This window comes from Vespertiliibacter pulmonis (genome assembly GCF_013377275.1).
In the GTDB taxonomy this organism is placed as follows: Bacteria; Pseudomonadota; Gammaproteobacteria; order Enterobacterales; family Pasteurellaceae; genus Vespertiliibacter; species Vespertiliibacter pulmonis.
Window position 1 is genome coordinate 126,626 of sequence record NZ_CP016615.1, and the last position, 16,263, is coordinate 142,888.

At 36.8% G+C, this 16,263-nt stretch carries 15 protein-coding genes; 4 read left to right on the forward strand and 11 right to left on the reverse strand.

Annotation, left to right across the window (positions count from 1 at the left end):
* Window positions 1-25: 25 nt before the first annotated feature.
* The 3 genes from A6B43_RS00710 to nudB form a co-directional block, all read right to left on the reverse strand.
* On the reverse strand, window positions 26-550 hold the full coding sequence (locus A6B43_RS00710) for a hypothetical protein (RefSeq protein ID WP_237306909.1): 525 nt from the start codon (window positions 548-550) through the stop codon (window positions 26-28).
* Between the two features lie 101 nt (window positions 551-651).
* Entirely contained in the window at window positions 652-1,392 is a 741-nt protein-coding gene (locus tag A6B43_RS00715; RefSeq protein WP_124210682.1) for a YebC/PmpR family DNA-binding transcriptional regulator, read from the reverse strand.
* Between the two features lie 74 nt (window positions 1,393-1,466).
* Window positions 1,467-1,910 (reverse strand): dihydroneopterin triphosphate diphosphatase, encoded by a 444-nt coding sequence (gene nudB / locus A6B43_RS00720; protein WP_124210683.1) that lies wholly within the window; start codon window positions 1,908-1,910, stop codon window positions 1,467-1,469.
* A gap of 165 nt (window positions 1,911-2,075) precedes the next feature.
* Between nudB and A6B43_RS00725 the strand changes: the two genes are divergently transcribed.
* The gene (locus tag A6B43_RS00725; protein WP_124210684.1) at window positions 2,076-4,334 is read left to right on the forward strand and encodes a TonB-dependent receptor domain-containing protein; all 2,259 of its coding nucleotides are present in this window, start codon (window positions 2,076-2,078) and stop codon (window positions 4,332-4,334) included.
* A gap of 80 nt (window positions 4,335-4,414) precedes the next feature.
* Here A6B43_RS00725 and aspS read toward each other — a convergent pair whose 3' ends face one another.
* Entirely contained in the window at window positions 4,415-6,181 is a 1,767-nt protein-coding gene (gene aspS, locus A6B43_RS00730; RefSeq protein WP_124210685.1) for an aspartate--tRNA ligase, read from the reverse strand.
* A 187-nt stretch (window positions 6,182-6,368) separates the two neighbouring features.
* On the opposite strand from aspS, the gene grpE reads away from it, so the two are divergent.
* From grpE to hrpA, 3 genes are all read left to right on the forward strand, one after another.
* Window positions 6,369-6,962, forward strand: a complete 594-nt coding sequence (gene grpE / locus A6B43_RS00735; RefSeq protein ID WP_124210686.1) for a nucleotide exchange factor GrpE — start codon at window positions 6,369-6,371, stop codon at window positions 6,960-6,962.
* 88 nt (window positions 6,963-7,050) lie between these two features.
* On the forward strand, window positions 7,051-7,503 hold the full coding sequence (locus A6B43_RS00740; RefSeq protein ID WP_124210687.1) for a DUF441 domain-containing protein: 453 nt from the start codon (window positions 7,051-7,053) through the stop codon (window positions 7,501-7,503).
* Complete coding sequence (gene hrpA / locus A6B43_RS00745) at window positions 7,503-11,432, forward strand: ATP-dependent RNA helicase HrpA (protein WP_124210688.1); 3,930 nt, start codon at window positions 7,503-7,505, stop codon at window positions 11,430-11,432. The genes A6B43_RS00740 and hrpA overlap by 1 nt, the downstream gene beginning before the upstream one ends.
* Before the next feature lie 48 nt (window positions 11,433-11,480).
* On the opposite strand, the gene iscX is transcribed toward hrpA, so the two are convergent.
* The 7 genes from iscX to iscU form a co-directional block, all read right to left on the reverse strand.
* The gene (gene iscX / locus A6B43_RS00750; RefSeq protein WP_124210689.1) at window positions 11,481-11,675 is read right to left on the reverse strand and encodes a Fe-S cluster assembly protein IscX; all 195 of its coding nucleotides are present in this window, start codon (window positions 11,673-11,675) and stop codon (window positions 11,481-11,483) included.
* Window positions 11,675-12,016 carry an ISC system 2Fe-2S type ferredoxin gene (gene fdx, locus A6B43_RS00755; RefSeq protein ID WP_170152423.1) on the reverse strand — a complete coding sequence of 114 codons (342 nt, stop codon included), beginning with the start codon at window positions 12,014-12,016 and terminating at the stop codon, window positions 11,675-11,677. Before fdx ends, iscX begins: the two co-directional genes overlap by 1 nt.
* A 9-nt stretch (window positions 12,017-12,025) precedes the next feature.
* Window positions 12,026-13,882: a Fe-S protein assembly chaperone HscA gene (gene hscA, locus A6B43_RS00760; protein WP_170152424.1), complete on the reverse strand. Its 1,857-nt coding sequence runs from the start codon at window positions 13,880-13,882 to the stop codon at window positions 12,026-12,028.
* A 108-nt stretch (window positions 13,883-13,990) separates the two neighbouring features.
* The gene (locus A6B43_RS00765; protein WP_124210690.1) at window positions 13,991-14,626 is read right to left on the reverse strand and encodes a DUF2625 family protein; all 636 of its coding nucleotides are present in this window, start codon (window positions 14,624-14,626) and stop codon (window positions 13,991-13,993) included.
* A gap of 197 nt (window positions 14,627-14,823) precedes the next feature.
* Window positions 14,824-15,345, reverse strand: a complete 522-nt coding sequence (hscB, locus tag A6B43_RS00770) for a Fe-S protein assembly co-chaperone HscB (protein WP_124210691.1) — start codon at window positions 15,343-15,345, stop codon at window positions 14,824-14,826.
* An 8-nt stretch (window positions 15,346-15,353) separates the two neighbouring features.
* The gene (gene iscA, locus A6B43_RS00775; protein ID WP_124210692.1) at window positions 15,354-15,677 is read right to left on the reverse strand and encodes an iron-sulfur cluster assembly protein IscA; all 324 of its coding nucleotides are present in this window, start codon (window positions 15,675-15,677) and stop codon (window positions 15,354-15,356) included.
* A gap of 149 nt (window positions 15,678-15,826) precedes the next feature.
* Window positions 15,827-16,210 (reverse strand): Fe-S cluster assembly scaffold IscU, encoded by a 384-nt coding sequence (iscU, locus tag A6B43_RS00780; protein WP_124210693.1) that lies wholly within the window; start codon window positions 16,208-16,210, stop codon window positions 15,827-15,829.
* Window positions 16,211-16,263: the final 53 nt, after the last annotated feature.

Here is a 16,263-nt window from a genome sequence, read left to right on the forward strand (position 1 = left end):
TTTTGTTTATCAACCGAAAAACTAATTATCTTGCAATAACTTGGCAGCTTTTCGCTAAAATTTTATTATTGTCTGTAAACATCACTGGTACAGTTTTACCTACTGTTGCAGCAGAGAAACCGTAGTCTAAACTCCAAACTTTGTTACCTTCAACAAAACGAGTACCATCTTTATAAGCACTGTCAAATTTCATTTCTTGACCAACTACTTTTTTGTGAATGCTTACTGTTGCTGAATCTACTTTTCCATCAACAAATGCATATGTTACTGAAACTACTTGGTTTTTCTTACCTTCAACATCACAGTAATATGCAGCTGTTTCAAATGTAGGTTGAGATGAAACCATTTGTTTTGCACTATTTGCTGTATTCTCAACTGCAGTAGTTACTGCATTAGTTGCACTAGTCGCTGCTTCTTTTACGCCATTAGCTGCTGAACTTGCTACATCTTTAACACCATTTACCGCACTTGTTACAGGGTTTGATGTTTCGTTACACGCTGCTAATGCTCCAGCAACCACTAAAGCTGCAAAAATTTTAGTTAATTTCATAGATTACCTTAATTTTTAATAATGAAAATAATAATATGCAATTTATATTGCACTACTTTGACTTCATACAAATAAAGAAGTTCTCATTTGTATGAAAAAATTTATAACATTGCAGCGATTTCGTCACTAATTTCACCGTTGTGATAAACATTTTGTACATCATCACAATCTTCTAACATATCAATTAATTTCAATAACTTAGGCGCAGTCTCTGCATCTAGATCGACTGTTGTTGATGGAATCATTGTAACATCCGCTGATTCAATTTTAAATCCTGCCTGCTCAATACCATCACGAACACGACCAAGATCTTCCCAAGCGGTATAAATTTCAAAACTACCGTCTTCTTGTGGCTGAATATCATCTGCTCCCGCATCAATTGCGGCTTCCATTAGACTATCTTCATCTGCATTTGCAATAAGAATTAGCCCTTTTTTACTAAACAAGTAGCCAACCGATCCTTCTGTGCCTAAGTTACCACCACATTTAGTAAAACTTGGACGAACTTGTGAAATAGTACGGTTTGCATTATCACTCAAACATTCAACCATTACGGCTGTACCACCTGGACCATAGCCTTCATAAACTTTGGTTTCCATGTTAGTATCATCACCACCGCCAACACCACGCTCAATCGCACGGTTGATTGTATCACGTGTCATATTACTAGCTAGAGCCTTATCAACAGCAGTACGCAAACGAGGATTTGCATTAACATCTGCTCCACCTAATTTTGCTGCGGTAACTAACTCACGAATTAATTTAGTAAAAATTTTACCACGCTGTGCATCTTGCGCTGCTTTACGGTGCTTAATATTAGCCCACTTACTATGACCTGCCATTTTTATTTCCTATCTAATCTAAAAGTTAAAATTACTAAATTTACACCGCTATCATAAACAATGTAAATTATTTATTAATTTGTCTCTGCTAAATATTGTTGAATCGCCAGTGCATTATTAGGTGATTTTGTTAATCTCACCGCTTGTTCTACGTTTAGCCATTGAAAAGCGAGGTGTTCGCTTAACACGGGTATAATCTCTTGCTCTAATGGGAGCAAAAACCAATGCTCTGTAGCATAACGAATATTCGGGGCGTATTTATAGCGGAATTGAGCAAAAATCTCAAACTCAACGCTTTTCTTACAATCATAAAGTGATAAATTCTGAGCAAATACATCAATCCCTGTCTCTTCTTTCACCTCCCTAAGCGCTGTTTCAAAAGGGCGTTCTCCCTTTTCAATTGTCCCCGTAACTGATTGCCAAAATTCTGGATCATCTACCCGCTGTAACATCAGCACTCGTTGCGTAGATTTCGCATAGATGATGACTAGCACTGACTGATTATTCTTATACGACATAATTCCTAAATATTCTTTTTAAGGAAGATATTATAAGTAAAAAGCAGATAAATATCATCTATTTCCCTATAATTTAATAAAAATCCATATTTTTATTGTGGCTATGTGAATTTTGCTTTATGCTATTTAACCATAAACATATTATGGTTATTTAAAGAGGTAAAAATGTTTCGTACAAAGAAGTCTATACTAGCAACATTAGTCGCTTTTCCTACCCTAGTTTTTGCAGAACAGAGCGTACAATTAGATACGATTAATGTCATCGTTAGCCCACTAAAAACTAGCTCTGATTTACTCAATACTAATTTAAAAGCAAGCGATCAGATTATTGATGGAAAAACCTTAAAAAGCCGTTCGAGTACACTTGGAGAAGCACTATCTAATCAAATTGGCATTCACTCTAACCAATTTGGTGGTGGTGCAAGTGCACCAGTTATTCGTGGTCAAGAAGGAAATCGGATTAAGGTTCTACAAAATAATGCTGAAACTATCGATATGTCTACGATGTCGCCTGACCATGCGATCACTGTCGATAGTATTTTATCAAAGCAAATAGAAATTATTCGTGGTGCGCCAACACTGTTATATAGCTCTGGTAACATTGCAGGTATTGTTAATGTAATCGATGATAAAATTCCAACTACTATTCCCGAAAATGGTTATGAAGGGGAAGTCGGCATTCGCTATGGAACAAATAACCGAGAAAAAATTATCTCAAGTGGCGTAACATTCGCACTCGGGCAACAATTTGCAGTGCATCTAGAAGGACTAAACCGGAAATCAACGGACTATAAAGTACCAAAATCTACAGAGCTTAATCGGATCAATGATAGTTGGGCAGATTCTAATGTAGGGAGTATAGGGCTTTCGTGGATAAAAGATAATAGCTATGTGGGCTTCGCCTTTACAGATAGACAAGATAAATATGGCTTACCTGCACATAATCATGAATATGAACATTGCCATGCGGATATTATTACACCAAGTAAATTAATCACCCATAACTATTTACAACTCTATCCACATCTTCTTGATGAGGCTGACGTCGATTACAACAATCCTGGTTTAGGTTGTGGCATTCATCGTGGACATCAACATGCCGAACATGAACATGGTAATCCGTGGATTGACCTCCATTCTAAACGCTATGATTTCAGAGCGGAAATTGACCAACCTTTTGTGGGTTTTGATACGCTAAGAACAACCTTAAGCCACGTTGATTATAAACACTCTGAAAAAGATGGAAACTTTGTATCTGGATTTTTTAAAAATAATGGAGAAAACGCTAGAATCGAACTGGTACATAAACCAATTTACAATATAAAAGGAGTTTGGGGAGTACAATATCTTTCACAAAAAAGTAGTGCTACAGGAGCAAAACCTGAATTATTACACCAAGAATTATTGATCAATAATAAGGCTAACCGTATGAGCGCCTTTGCGATTGAACAATGGAAATGGAAAGATCTTAGTTTTGAAATTGGCAGTCGTATTGAACGACAAGTCGCCAAAATTAAATATGATATGGATCTGATCAACGAACGTAATTATATGGATACACCATTACCCTCACTTGCGCCACATCGTGAAACAGCACATTCCTACTCAGGTTCTGCCACATGGAATTTTGCACCCGATCATACATTCTCAATTATCGCATCTCACCAAGAGCGATTACCAACAACCCAAGAACTTTATGCTCATGGTAAACATTTAGCAACTAATGCTTTTGAAATTGGGAATAAAAATTTGCGTAAAGAACGTTCAAATAACATTGAGCTTGCATTAGGTTATACGGGGAATGAAGTTGATTATAAAATAAGCGTTTACCGCAATGATTTTAAAAATTATATTTATGCAAAAACCTTAAATGCAGGCCGAGGTGGAAAATCAATTGAATCTTTCAAAGACGTACGTTTAAATCGTTATATGCAGTCTGGGGCAAAATTCTATGGTATCGAAGGCGAAATAAATTACCAAGCGACACCAATTTATCGCCTTTCACTCTTTGGTGATTATGTAAGAGGAAAACTGGTCAATATTCCAGATATTCCTGGTCCAGCAGCGTATTTTAAAGGTCCGAATGAACTGATTCCACAAGCAGATCGTAATGCTCCTCGTGTTCCACCAGCTCGCTTAGGAACAAGAATTAACGCTGACTTTACCGCAAATTACTCTGCTTCCTTAGAATACTATCGTGTATTCAAACAAAATAAAACATCTGATTTTGAGAATCCAACAAAAGGACATCATATGCTTAATCTAGGTATGGGCTATCAGAAACCTGTAGGTAATACTGATTGGAAAGTATTCTTAAAGGTTGATAATATCTTGAATCAAAAGATCTATTCACATGCCTCATTCTTAGCAGACTTACCGCAAATGGGCCGCAACTTTATGGCAGGGTTAAATGTAACGTTCTAATCAGTTGCAAATATTCCCAAAATCCAACCGCTTGAAGCCAATAAAAATGCCAGCATTGCTGGCATTTTTATTATTTCATACTATTCTGGCGTAGTCACTTTAATCGCTAATTCCGCTAAGGCTTTAGGATTACCAAAACTTGGTGCTTCAGTCATTAAACAAGCTGCCGCCGTTGTTTTCGGGAAGGCAATCACATCACGGATATTTTCCGTTCCTGTAATCAGCATCGTTAAGCGGTCTAATCCAAAGGCTAAACCTGCGTGCGGTGGTGTGCCAAATTTTAACGCATCAAGCAGGAACCCAAATTTTTCTTTTTGCTCCTCTTCATTTATTCCTAAAATATTAAATACCGTTTGTTGCATTTTAGGATCAAAAATTCGCACAGATCCTCCACCTACTTCATAGCCATTAATGACCATATCATAAGCATTCGCTACCGCCCCTTTTGGATCAGCTAACAACTCTTCTGGGCTAAGATCTTTCGGTGCAGTAAATGGGTGATGCATTGCCGACCAATTCCCCTCGTCATCTTTTTCAAACATTGGGAAATCTACCACCCAAAGCGGTTTCCAAGCGGTCAGATCTGTTAAATTAAGATCACGCCCTACTTTCAAACGTAATGCTCCCATTGCATCGGTAACCACTTTCTCACTATCTGCTCCAAAGAAAATAATATCACCTGTTTGTGCCTGCACACGCTCAAGTAATGCTGTAATAATCGCCTCATTTAAGAATTTTGCCACAGGGCTTTGAATCCCCTCTAAACCTGCATTAAGATCATTAACTTTCAGCCAAGCTAAACCTTTTGCTCCATAAATTCCAACAAATTGGGTATATTCATCAATTTGTTTACGAGTAAGGACTGCACCATTTGGCACACGAAGTACGGCTACACGTCCTTCTGGGCTATTAGCAGGATCACTAAATACTTTAAACTCTACCGTTTTTAATAGATCAGCTACATCAACTAATTCCAATGGATTTCGTAAATCAGGTTTATCCGAACCAAAACGACGCATTGCTTCAGCAAACGTCATTTGTGGAAATTCACCTAAATCCACGTTTAAACGATCTTGCCACAACCCACGAATCATTTTTTCCATCAACCCTCGCACCTCAGGAGCTGTCATAAATGTTGTCTCCACATCAATTTGAGTAAATTCAGGCTGACGATCAGCTCTCAAATCTTCATCACGGAAACATTTCACAATTTGATAATAACGATCAAATCCCGACATCATCAATAACTGTTTAAAGAGTTGTGGGGATTGTGGGAGAGCATAAAATTTTCCTTTATGAACACGGCTCGGCACAAGATAATCTCTAGCACCTTCAGGTGTTGCTTTTGTTAGCATTGGGGTTTCAATATCTAAAAAGCCATTTTCGTCCATATAACGACGAACAAAACTGGTAATTTTAGCCCGAGTTTTTAAGCGTTCTGCCATTTCAGGACGGCGAAGATCTAAATAACGGTATTTCAAACGTTGTTCTTCTGTATTATTTTGGTTGAAATCTAATGGTAGTACTTCTGCATTGTTATATACCAAAATATCTTTTACTAAGACTTCAATTTCACCTGTAGCCATTTCAGTATTGATCTGCTGTTCATCACGAGCAATAACTTCGCCTTTAATCTGCACACAGGCTTCTGCACGTAAAGCAGATGCAATAGCAAACACGGCTTCATCTTTTTCATCAACAAATACCTGAATAATACCTTCACGATCTCGAATTTGCATAAAAATAAAACGACCAAGATTTCGCACACGATGAACCCAGCCACTTAATGTAACTTGCTCACCAACGTTAGAACGGTTTAAACTTCCGCAATAATGAGAACGCATCATAAAAAATTATCCTTTTATATATTTAAAATATTTGTTGTTGATTATAACGAAAACTCACCTGAATAAAATAGATTTTGCAGGAAAATCACGATTTATACCTTGAAATCCCCCAATTTGTCGCTATATTAGTCGGGCTTTTTAGCAAAATTTTGCTCATAATTTTTGACAATATTTAGAAGGATTAAAAATGACCAATCAAGTAGAAAAAGAACAAGCGGAACAAGAGATAAATCAAGCCCCTGCAGAAGAGATCGTAACAGAGCAAACTCAAGACGATTTAGCAAAAAATAATGAAAACGACCCGCTTGCTGATGCCCTTGCTCGTATTCAAGAGTTAGAAAACTATATCGCTGAAGCAGATAAACGTGAGCAAGAAATTGCATTGCGAGCAAGAGCAGAAATTGAGAATATTCGCCGACGTACTGAACAAGATATCGAAAAAGCTCATAAATTTGCACTCGAAAAATTTGCTAAAGAGTTGCTGAATGTTGTTGATAATCTTGAGCGAGGCTTACAGACCCTTGAAGGCGCTGATGAAAGCGTCAAAGCCCTAGCAGAAGGTGTTGAACTTACCCATAAAGGGCTAGTTTCAACATTAGCTAATTTTAGTATTGATGCTGTTGGCAATGTGGGAGAAGTTTTTGATCCAGAACTCCACCAAGCAATTTCAATGCAGCCAGCAGAAGGAATTGAGGCAAATCACATTAGTAGCGTTTTACAAAAAGGCTACACTCTGCACGGTCGAGTCATTCGCCCTGCAATGGTTATGGTATCAGCATAATTTACACAATTTCGATTATAAAAGGAAAGCCCTGCTTTCCTTTTTCCTTCCATATGCTTTTGCAAAATTCATTCAAAACTAATCGCTTATGTCTTTACAATTTAATACAATTGCCCTTTTACTTGTCATTTTAATTCTTCTTGGCTTATTTAGCCAAAACAGTGCTATTACTATTTCTGCGGCAATTTTACTCATAATGCAACAAACTCTGCTTTCACAATATTTACCCGTTATCGACAAATATGGCCTAAAGATTGGCATTATTATCCTAACCATAGGCGTACTCAGCCCTTTAGTTTCAGGAAAAATTGCAATGCCTTCTCTCACTACTTTTTTGAATTGGAAAATGTTCATTGCAATTATTGCAGGCGTTGCTGTGGCTTGGCTAGGAGGACGAGGCATTAGCCTAATGACCTCTCAGCCTGTATTAGTTACAGGTTTACTACTCGGCACAATTTTCGGTGTTGCATTCTTAAAAGGTGTGCCAGTCGGTCCATTGATTGCTGCAGGAATTTTATCCTTACTGATAGGAAAAGTTTGATGAAAAAAATACAAAAAAATCATAAAAACACACCGCTTACTGCGGAACAACAAGTTTTACTCAGCCAACTACAAAATCTCACAATCCTTGATAATCGCCGTTTAAATGGACGTATTCGAGGGCTTTCTCATATTAAAAATGAGAATAATCGTCAAAAAGTGATAGCAGAAATTGAGCAAGATCTCACCGCTTGCCAAGCCTATTATTTTACACGCCAACAACAATTAGCTCAGCTAGATATTGAATATCCAGATCTCCCTGTTTCTATACGCCGTGGTGAAATTTTAAAATTAATTGAAGAAAATCAAGTTGTTATCATTGCAGGAGAAACTGGTTCAGGTAAGACAACTCAGTTACCCAAAATGTGCTTGGAACTGGGGCGGGGCGTAAAAGGATTGATTGGGCATACACAACCTCGCCGAATTGCAGCTCGTTCAGTCTCTACTCGTATTGCTGAAGAGCTCCATTGTGAGCTAGGATCAACGATTGGTTACAAAGTTCGCTTTAACGATCAAATCAACGATAATACCTTAGTTAAATTGATGACAGACGGGATTTTACTTGCTGAAATTCAGCACGATCGTTATCTCAATCAGTACGATACTATCATTATTGATGAAGCTCACGAACGTAGCCTTAATAACGATTTTATTCTCGGTTATCTCAAACAAATTTTACCCAAACGTCCTGATTTAAAAGTTATTATTACCTCTGCAACGATTGATGTAGAACGTTTTTCCAAACATTTCAATAATGCGCCAATTATTGAAGTCTCTGGTAGAACTTACCCTGTGGAAGTACGTTATCGTCCAATTATTGAAGATGAGGATCAAGATCAGCTTCAAGGTATTCTCAATGCTGTAAACGAACTACAAGCAGAAGGGCGAGGCGATATTTTGATCTTTATGAATGGTGAACGAGAAATTCGTGATACTGCCGAAATACTTGAAAAACAAGAACTTCGTCATACTGAAATTCTTCCTCTTTACGCCCGCTTATCTGCTCAAGAACAGCAACGTATATTTCATCCAAGTAATCTCAATCGGATTATTTTAGCAACCAATGTAGCAGAAACGTCCTTAACGATCCCAAATATTAAATATGTAATTGATACAGGAACAGCCCGAATTTCTCGTTACAGTTACCGAACGAAAGTACAACGGCTACCAATAGAACCTATTTCACAAGCGTCCGCCAATCAACGAAAAGGACGCTGTGGGCGAATTTCAGAAGGGATCTGTATTCGCTTGTATTCCGAAGAAGACTTCAACGGTCGCCCTAAATTTACTGATCCTGAAATTTTACGCACCAATTTAGCTTCAGTCATTTTGCAAATGACTGCGCTTGGCTTAAGTGATATTTCCGCTTTTCCATTTGTCGATGCACCAGATCATAAACATATTCAAGACGGTATTAAATTATTAGAAGAATTAGAAGCAATAAGAACTGTTAGCAATAAAGACAAAACAACTTCTCGTAAAATACTCACCGATATTGGGCGACAACTTGCTCAATTGCCTGTTGATCCACGTTTAGCCCGAATGGTCATTGAGGCACACCACAATGGTTGCTTACACGAAGTGATGATGATAGTGTCGGCACTTTCAATTCAGGATCCTCGTGAACGTCCGCAAGATAAACAGCAAGCCTCAGATGAAAAACATCGCCGTTTTGCCGATAAAGATTCTGATTTCTTAGCTTTTGTTAATTTATGGCAATTTATCCAAACTGAACAGAAAAATTTAACTAAAAATCAGTTCCGCCGCCTCTGCCAAAAAGACTTTCTAAATTATTTACGAATTCGAGAATGGCAAGATGTTTACTATCAACTCAGACTAACCGTACGAGAAATGGGGCTACGAATCAATACTGAAAATGCAAATTATCAGCAAATTCATACTGCTTTATTAACAGGATTACTATCTCATATCGGTCTAAAAGATAACGAAAAAATGGTCTATTTAGGTGCTAGAAATGCCCATTTTGCCATTTTTCCAAATTCTGTGCTTTTCAAGAAACAGCCCAAATGGGTAATGGCAGCAGAATTAGTGGAAACCAGCAAACTTTGGGGCAGAATGGTTGCTAGAATTGAGCCTGAATGGATTGAACCTATTGCCACACATCTAACTAAAGCCAGCTACAGCGAACCGCACTGGGCGAAATCAAAAGGGGCGGTAATGGCATATGAAAAAGTATCACTTTACGGTATTCCGATTGTGGTTAATCGTTTACAAAATTATGGCAAAATCGATCCTCTGATTAGCCGTGAAATTTTTATTCGTTCAGCATTAGTTGAAGGGGAATGGCACGCTCATTACAAATTTTTCAAAGAAAACAACCGCTTGATTAAAGAAGTTGAAGAACTGGAACATAAATCTCGTCGCCGTGATATTTTGGTCGATGAGCAAGTTCTATTTGAATTTTACGATCAAAGGATTGGAACTGATGTTGTTTCAAGCAAACATTTTGATAGTTGGTGGAAAATAGCTAGCCAGCAAAATCCAGATATACTCAACCTTGAAAAATCATTCTTAATCAATGAAAATGCTCATCAAGTCAGCGAGCTGGATTTCCCAAACTTTTGGTATCAGCGAGATCTAAAACTAAAATTAAGCTATCAATTTGAAATCGGAAAGGAAGCTGATGGTGTAACGGTGCATATTCCCCTGCCACTACTCAATCAAGTTGAACCCGAAGGATTTGATTGGCAAATTCCAGGACTACGCCACGAGTTAGTCGTTAGCCTTATTAAAATGTTACCAAAACAACTTCGCCGAAATTTTGTACCTGCTCCAAACTATGCTGATGCGTTTTTAGCAAAAGTTGAACCACTCTCTAAACCTTTGTTAGACAGTTTAAGTTATGAACTTCGCCGAATGACAGGTGTATTAGTTGAACCCGAACAATGGGATATAACACAGCTACCCACACACTTAAAAATGGTTTTCCGAGTTATTGGTGAAAAAGGGGAGAAAATTGCCGAAAGTGATAACCTTGATGAATTAAAATTTAACTTAAAAGATCAAGTTCAAACTACATTATCTGCAGTTGCTGATGATGGAATTGAACAAACAGGCGTACATTTGTGGAATTTTTCTGAATTACCACAAGTATTTGAGCAGAAAAAACGCCACTTTAGTGTTAAAGCCTATCCTGCAATTACCGATGAAAAAGAATCTGTTGGTATTAAATTGTATGAAACAGAATTTGAACAACAACGAGCAATGCAAGCAGGCTTACGCCGCTTAATCCTGTTAAATGTTCCCTCCCCCATTAAATATTTACACGAAAAACTACCAAACAAAGCAAAACTTGGGCTATATTTCGCTCCATTTGGCAAAGTGTTAGATTTAATTGATGATTGCATTGCCTGTTCCGTTGATGAGTTAATTCAAGAATTTGGTGGATTTGTCTGGGACGAAGAAAAGTTCAACGAATTAAGAGAGTTCGTTCGCCAACATCTTAACGAAAAAACCGTACAAATTGCCCTACAAGTTGAAAAAATCTTAACCCTTGCCTTTGAAATCAATAAACGCATTAAAGGCAAACTTGATTTCACAATGGCATTTGCATTGTCTGATATAAAAGCACAATTAAATGGGCTAATTTATCCAAATTTTGTGGTACAAACAGGATCAGCTCGTTTAGCAGATTTATTGCGTTATCTAACCGCTATTGATAAGCGACTAGATAAATTAGTTGTCGATACAAATACAGATCGAGCAAAAATGCTAAGGGTTGAACACGTTCAACAGACCTATCAACAGCTGTTAGCAAAACTGCCAAAATCTAAACCTATTTCTGATGATATAACAAATATTCGTTATATGATTGAAGAACTACGGGTAAGCCTTTTTGCTCAACAACTTGGTACAAAATACCCTATTTCAGATAAACGGATTTTAAATGCTATTGCTGAAATAAAATAACGAATATCAGCCATATTAAGAGGTAAAAAATGGGCTTCCGCCCATTTTTTATTCATATTCTTCTAACCAAATTGTTAAAATTGCTTCTAAAATATGTTCATTTGATGCTTCTGGATCATCATCAAAATCTTCCATTTCAACAATCCATTGGTGCATATCTGTAAAACGAACCGTGGTTGGATCTAACTCTGGATTCATATCATACAGATTCTCTGCAATCATTCTCACATCTGTCCATTTCATTAGTGTGCTGCCTCATTTGCGTGGTTTAAATTATATTTTGGAATTTCAACAATTAAATCTTCCGTTCCAACAATACACTGGCAAGAAAGACGGCTATCAATTTCTAAACCCCAAGCCTTATCAAGCATATCTTCTTCTTGCTCTGAACTCTCATTAAGTGAATCATAGCCTTCACGAATAACAACGTGGCAAGTCGTACAAGCACAAGAACAATCACAGGCATGGTGAATCTCTACCCCTGCATCATGAGCAACTTCAAGTAAATTCGCTCCAGTTTCTGCTTCAATAACCATACCCTCTGGGCAAAATTCTTCATTCGGAAGAAAAACTATTTTTGGCATAACATCCTCTTAGTTAATAATTTCATCAACGGCTTTACCCGCTAATGCTTTTTGAATAGACAAATTCATTCGTTTTGCTGCAAAATTCTGGGTTGCAACATCTACATTTTTAATTCCCTGCAAGATAGCTTGATAGTCTGTTGTTTTTTTCAATTCAATTAGTCTTGCAAGCTCTGCTTCAATCTGTTTAAACTCACTGTCAGACAATAATTCTTCACCATGCTCTTGCAATGCAATAATTACACTATCAATCACTCTATCAGCATCAACTCGAGCTTCTGCTAATTGACGAGCTTTTATATCTTGTTGAGCATTATTCATTGATGAACGAATCATTTCAGTAACTTCTTCATCAGTTAATCCATAAGACGGTTTAATTTGAATCGAGGCTTGAACTTTAGTTGATTTTTCCATTGCGGTAACACTTAATAAACCGTCTGCATCAACTTGATAAGTAACACGAATATGTGCTGCTCCTGCAACCATTGGTGGAATACCCCGTAAGGTAAAACGCCCAAGTGAACGACAATCATCAACTAATTCACGCTCGCCCTGCACAACATGTACTGTCATTGCAGTTTGCCCATCTTTGAAGGTAGTAAATTCTTGGGCTTTGGCCACTGGAATTGTAGTATTTCGAGGAATAATTTTCTCAACTAAGCCTCCCATTGTTTCAATTCCTAAAGATAATGGCACAACATCGAGCAATAACATTTCTGAATCAGGTTTATTCCCAGCTAAAATATCAGCTTGAATAGCCGCTCCAAGTGCAACAACTCGATCAGGATCAATAGATGTTAATGGTGTTCTACCAAAAAACTCACCCACTTGTTCACGCACTAAAGGTACACGAGTTGAACCACCCACCATCACAACTTCTTGCACATCATTAAGCTCAACGCCAGCATCTTTTAATGTACGGCGACAAGTCATCAATGAACGTTTTACAAGCGGTTGGATTAGCTCATTAAATTGCACTCGGTTAATTTCGCCAGACCAACCCGCAAAATTAATTGGTAAACTAACCGCTTGCGAAAGATTAATTTTTATCTGGCTTGCAAGGGTAAGCAACTCACGCTGTTGGCTGGCATTTTCAATTTTTGCGCCCGATTGCTGAATAATCCAATCTGCGATTAAATGGTCGAAATCATCACCACCTAACGCTGTATCACCACCTGTTGCTAAAACTTCAAATACACCTCGGCTTAAACGTAAAATAGAAATATCAAACGTTCCGCCACCTAAGTCATAAACCGCAATAATACCTTCTTGCTGACTATCTAACCCGTAAGCAATCGCCGCTGCCGTTGGCTCATTTAATAAACGTAGAACAGTAAGCCCCGCAAGACGAGCTGCATCTTTAGTGCTTTGACGTTGAGCATCATCAAAATAAGCAGGCACAGTAATCACCACACCTGAAAGTTCGCCACCTAAGCTTTTTTCAGCTAATTCATTCAAATGGCTCAATATATCTGCCGAAATTTCAACAGGGCTTTTATTCCCTTGTATCGTTTGAATTAGGGGTAAATTATTTTCACTCGCAATAAATTGATACGGTAAATTTGGGTAACGTTGTTTAACATCATCTAAGCTACGTCCGATCAAACGTTTGACTGAAACAACCGTATTATGTGGATCTTGCTTTGCCTGTGCAAAAGCTTCAACACCTACATTTTTTTGTGTTTTTGTGTAATGCACTACTGACGGTACTAACGCTCGATTTTGTTCATCACACAATACTTGTGCTTGACCACTACGCACTGTTGCCACTAACGAATTTGTTGTCCCTAAATCAATTCCCACTGCTAATTTATGTTGATGTGGTGCGGCTGTTTGTCCCGGCTCTGCAATTTGAAGTAATGCCATTTAATTTATCTCTCTATTTATCAATTTCCACCTAAAACCACTAAATAAATAGGAAGAAAATAATAATTGTTATTAATATATCGTTAAACCTTAAATTACATTTAAAATTTAATTTACTGAATAGCCTAAGTTCTCTGGTGCAAATATATTTTGATAATGCCGTTCTATCGGCTGAATTGCTTTTGTTTCTAGTTGAATAACCTGATGGCCTTTTATCTGTTTAATATCATTTTGCCAACCATTCCAACGTAAATTTTGATAAAAGCTTTCTAAATCTGTATTTAACGCCCAACCAAGAAATTGAGAGTAATTTAACCCAATACTTTCCCATTTTAATTTTTTAGGATGATAATAATAAACTAGACCAACCTGATCACCTAAACCACCCCCATTGATAGCAAAATAACCCCCAATAACATCATCTGCAATCAATAAATGAAATGGACGTTCTCCTGATTCTTCGAAGGTTTTACCAAAATTCCAATCAAAAAAACCTCGTGGAAGCTGTTCATTACCTGATCCTAAAATGCGTAACCAACCATAGTCTATTAACACTCCTCCCGTATAAAAGATCATTGTTCCTAATGGTGTTGCGGTAGAAAGTTGCATTCCAACTAATTCTTTACCCGCATTCTCAACATCAGGTGATAAAATTTCATACTGGTTTTTAGCCGTTTTAAACCACGTTTTAATTACATTCCAAGCGGGACTATTTTTCTCAACTAATTCATCTAATGTTTTCATTTATATTATTTGTGCTGTGTAATAATGTTATTCCAATCTAAATGATTATAAAACTAATAATATAAGAAAATATATTTTAGTATGAAAATAAATTTATTATATCTATTTTTAATAGTATGTTTAACAGAAACTAGAGATGTTAATATTTGATCTAAGAAATGTATATTCAAAATATAAATTTTATCTATTGCCTTCTGTTAAAAAGCAAATAATTTTTCTTCTACTCGCTCAATTTCTACGAATAATTTCTTAATAAAACGAAACTGATCGTTAATAACAAGAGCTTCCTCCCATTGTTGTTGTTCTAACGCTTGTTCGAGTTGCTGTAAAATTATTTTTTGCTGTTGTTCTATTTCTTGAATAAAAGCGGTAAGTTTAGTTTCATTTTTTGTATTTTCAATATTTTCTAACGCTTCACGCCATTCGAGTTGTTGCATTAGAAAAGCCATATCTCGAGTACTTTTTTTCTCAATATCTTGTTGTTCATTTGTATGATATTGAATAATCGCTTCAGTCCTTAGTAAAGGATCTTTCAAAATATGTAACGCATCATTTATTTCTGCTGATTTCTGAACCGCTAAACGTTGCTCTTGAGCTGAATGCGCTGAAAAATTATCAGGATGAAGAGATTTTTGTAAGGCTAAATAACGTTCAGACAATAAATTGATATCAAGTTTAAATTGAACGGGTAAATCAAACAGGGCAAATGGATTTGACATTTTCTCTCCTAAACATTGAAGCTTTCGCCACAACCACATTCATTTTTTACATTTGGGTTGGTATATTTAAAACCTTCATTTAACCCTTCTTTTACATAGTCTAATTCCGTACCAGCTAAATAAACTAAACTTTTTTCATCTACAATAATTTTAACACCATGTTGCTCAAACACTCGATCATCTTCATTTAGAATATCAACAAATTCAAGTACGTAAGCTAACCCAGAACAGCCTGATGTTTTAACACCTAAACGCAAACCAATTCCTTTACCACGATTATCTAAAAAAGTACGCACTCTATCTGCTGCGGTTTCTGTTAGGGTTATACTCATTTTTTCTCCTTACATCTTATTCTTCAATGAATAACCATTTTTAAAATATACCGTTATTATATACTTTAAAAATGATTATAATTAAGCGATAAGCTTTCTTCAGTATTACAGTTGCAATATATTGAATCAAGCTCATCGCTTATCATAGATTATTTAGCGTTTTTCTCTTTGTAATCTGCGATTGCTGCTTTAATTGCATCTTCTGCAAGAATTGAACAGTGAACTTTTACTGGCGGAAGTTCAAGTTCTTCAGCAATATCACTATTTTTAATTTGTGCTGCTTCATCAAGAGATTTACCTTTTACCCATTCAGTAATTAAAGAACTTGATGCGATCGCAGAACCACAACCGTATGCTTTAAAACGTGCATCTTCAATAATACCTGCATCGTTTACTTTAATTTGTAAACGTAAGATATCACCACATGCAGGTGCACCAACCATTCCCGTACCAATATCACCTGCTTCTTTATCAAAAGTTCCCACATTACGTGGATTTTCGTAGTGATCAATTACTTTATCGCTATATGCCATTGTTAAATTCCTCTTATTTTTAATAAGAACGTACTTGGTTTTAATGTTAAAGA

What these genes read in the sequence shown, in the direction of transcription:
- A6B43_RS00740 (WP_124210687.1), top strand. Translation starts at nt 7,051, where the DNA reads ATGTCTTTACAATTTAATACAATTGCCCTTTTACTTGTCATTTTAATT.
- hscB (WP_124210691.1), bottom strand. Translation starts at nt 15,345, where the DNA reads ATGTCAAATCCATTTGCCCTGTTTGATTTACCCGTTCAATTTAAACTT.
- iscU (WP_124210693.1), bottom strand. Translation starts at nt 16,210, where the DNA reads ATGGCATATAGCGATAAAGTAATTGATCACTACGAAAATCCACGTAAT.
- A6B43_RS00715 (WP_124210682.1), bottom strand. Translation starts at nt 1,392, where the DNA reads ATGGCAGGTCATAGTAAGTGGGCTAATATTAAGCACCGTAAAGCAGCG.
- nudB (WP_124210683.1), bottom strand. Translation starts at nt 1,910, where the DNA reads ATGTCGTATAAGAATAATCAGTCAGTGCTAGTCATCATCTATGCGAAA.
- aspS (WP_124210685.1), bottom strand. Translation starts at nt 6,181, where the DNA reads ATGATGCGTTCTCATTATTGCGGAAGTTTAAACCGTTCTAACGTTGGT.
- A6B43_RS00725 (WP_124210684.1), top strand. Translation starts at nt 2,076, where the DNA reads ATGTTTCGTACAAAGAAGTCTATACTAGCAACATTAGTCGCTTTTCCT.
- A6B43_RS00765 (WP_124210690.1), bottom strand. Translation starts at nt 14,626, where the DNA reads ATGAAAACATTAGATGAATTAGTTGAGAAAAATAGTCCCGCTTGGAAT.
- iscA (WP_124210692.1), bottom strand. Translation starts at nt 15,677, where the DNA reads ATGAGTATAACCCTAACAGAAACCGCAGCAGATAGAGTGCGTACTTTT.
- iscX (WP_124210689.1), bottom strand. Translation starts at nt 11,675, where the DNA reads ATGAAATGGACAGATGTGAGAATGATTGCAGAGAATCTGTATGATATG.
- hrpA (WP_124210688.1), top strand. Translation starts at nt 7,503, where the DNA reads ATGAAAAAAATACAAAAAAATCATAAAAACACACCGCTTACTGCGGAA.
- hscA (WP_170152424.1), bottom strand. Translation starts at nt 13,882, where the DNA reads ATGGCATTACTTCAAATTGCAGAGCCGGGACAAACAGCCGCACCACAT.
- A6B43_RS00710 (WP_237306909.1), bottom strand. Translation starts at nt 550, where the DNA reads ATGAAATTAACTAAAATTTTTGCAGCTTTAGTGGTTGCTGGAGCATTA.
- grpE (WP_124210686.1), top strand. Translation starts at nt 6,369, where the DNA reads ATGACCAATCAAGTAGAAAAAGAACAAGCGGAACAAGAGATAAATCAA.
- fdx (WP_170152423.1), bottom strand. Translation starts at nt 12,016, where the DNA reads ATGCCAAAAATAGTTTTTCTTCCGAATGAAGAATTTTGCCCAGAGGGT.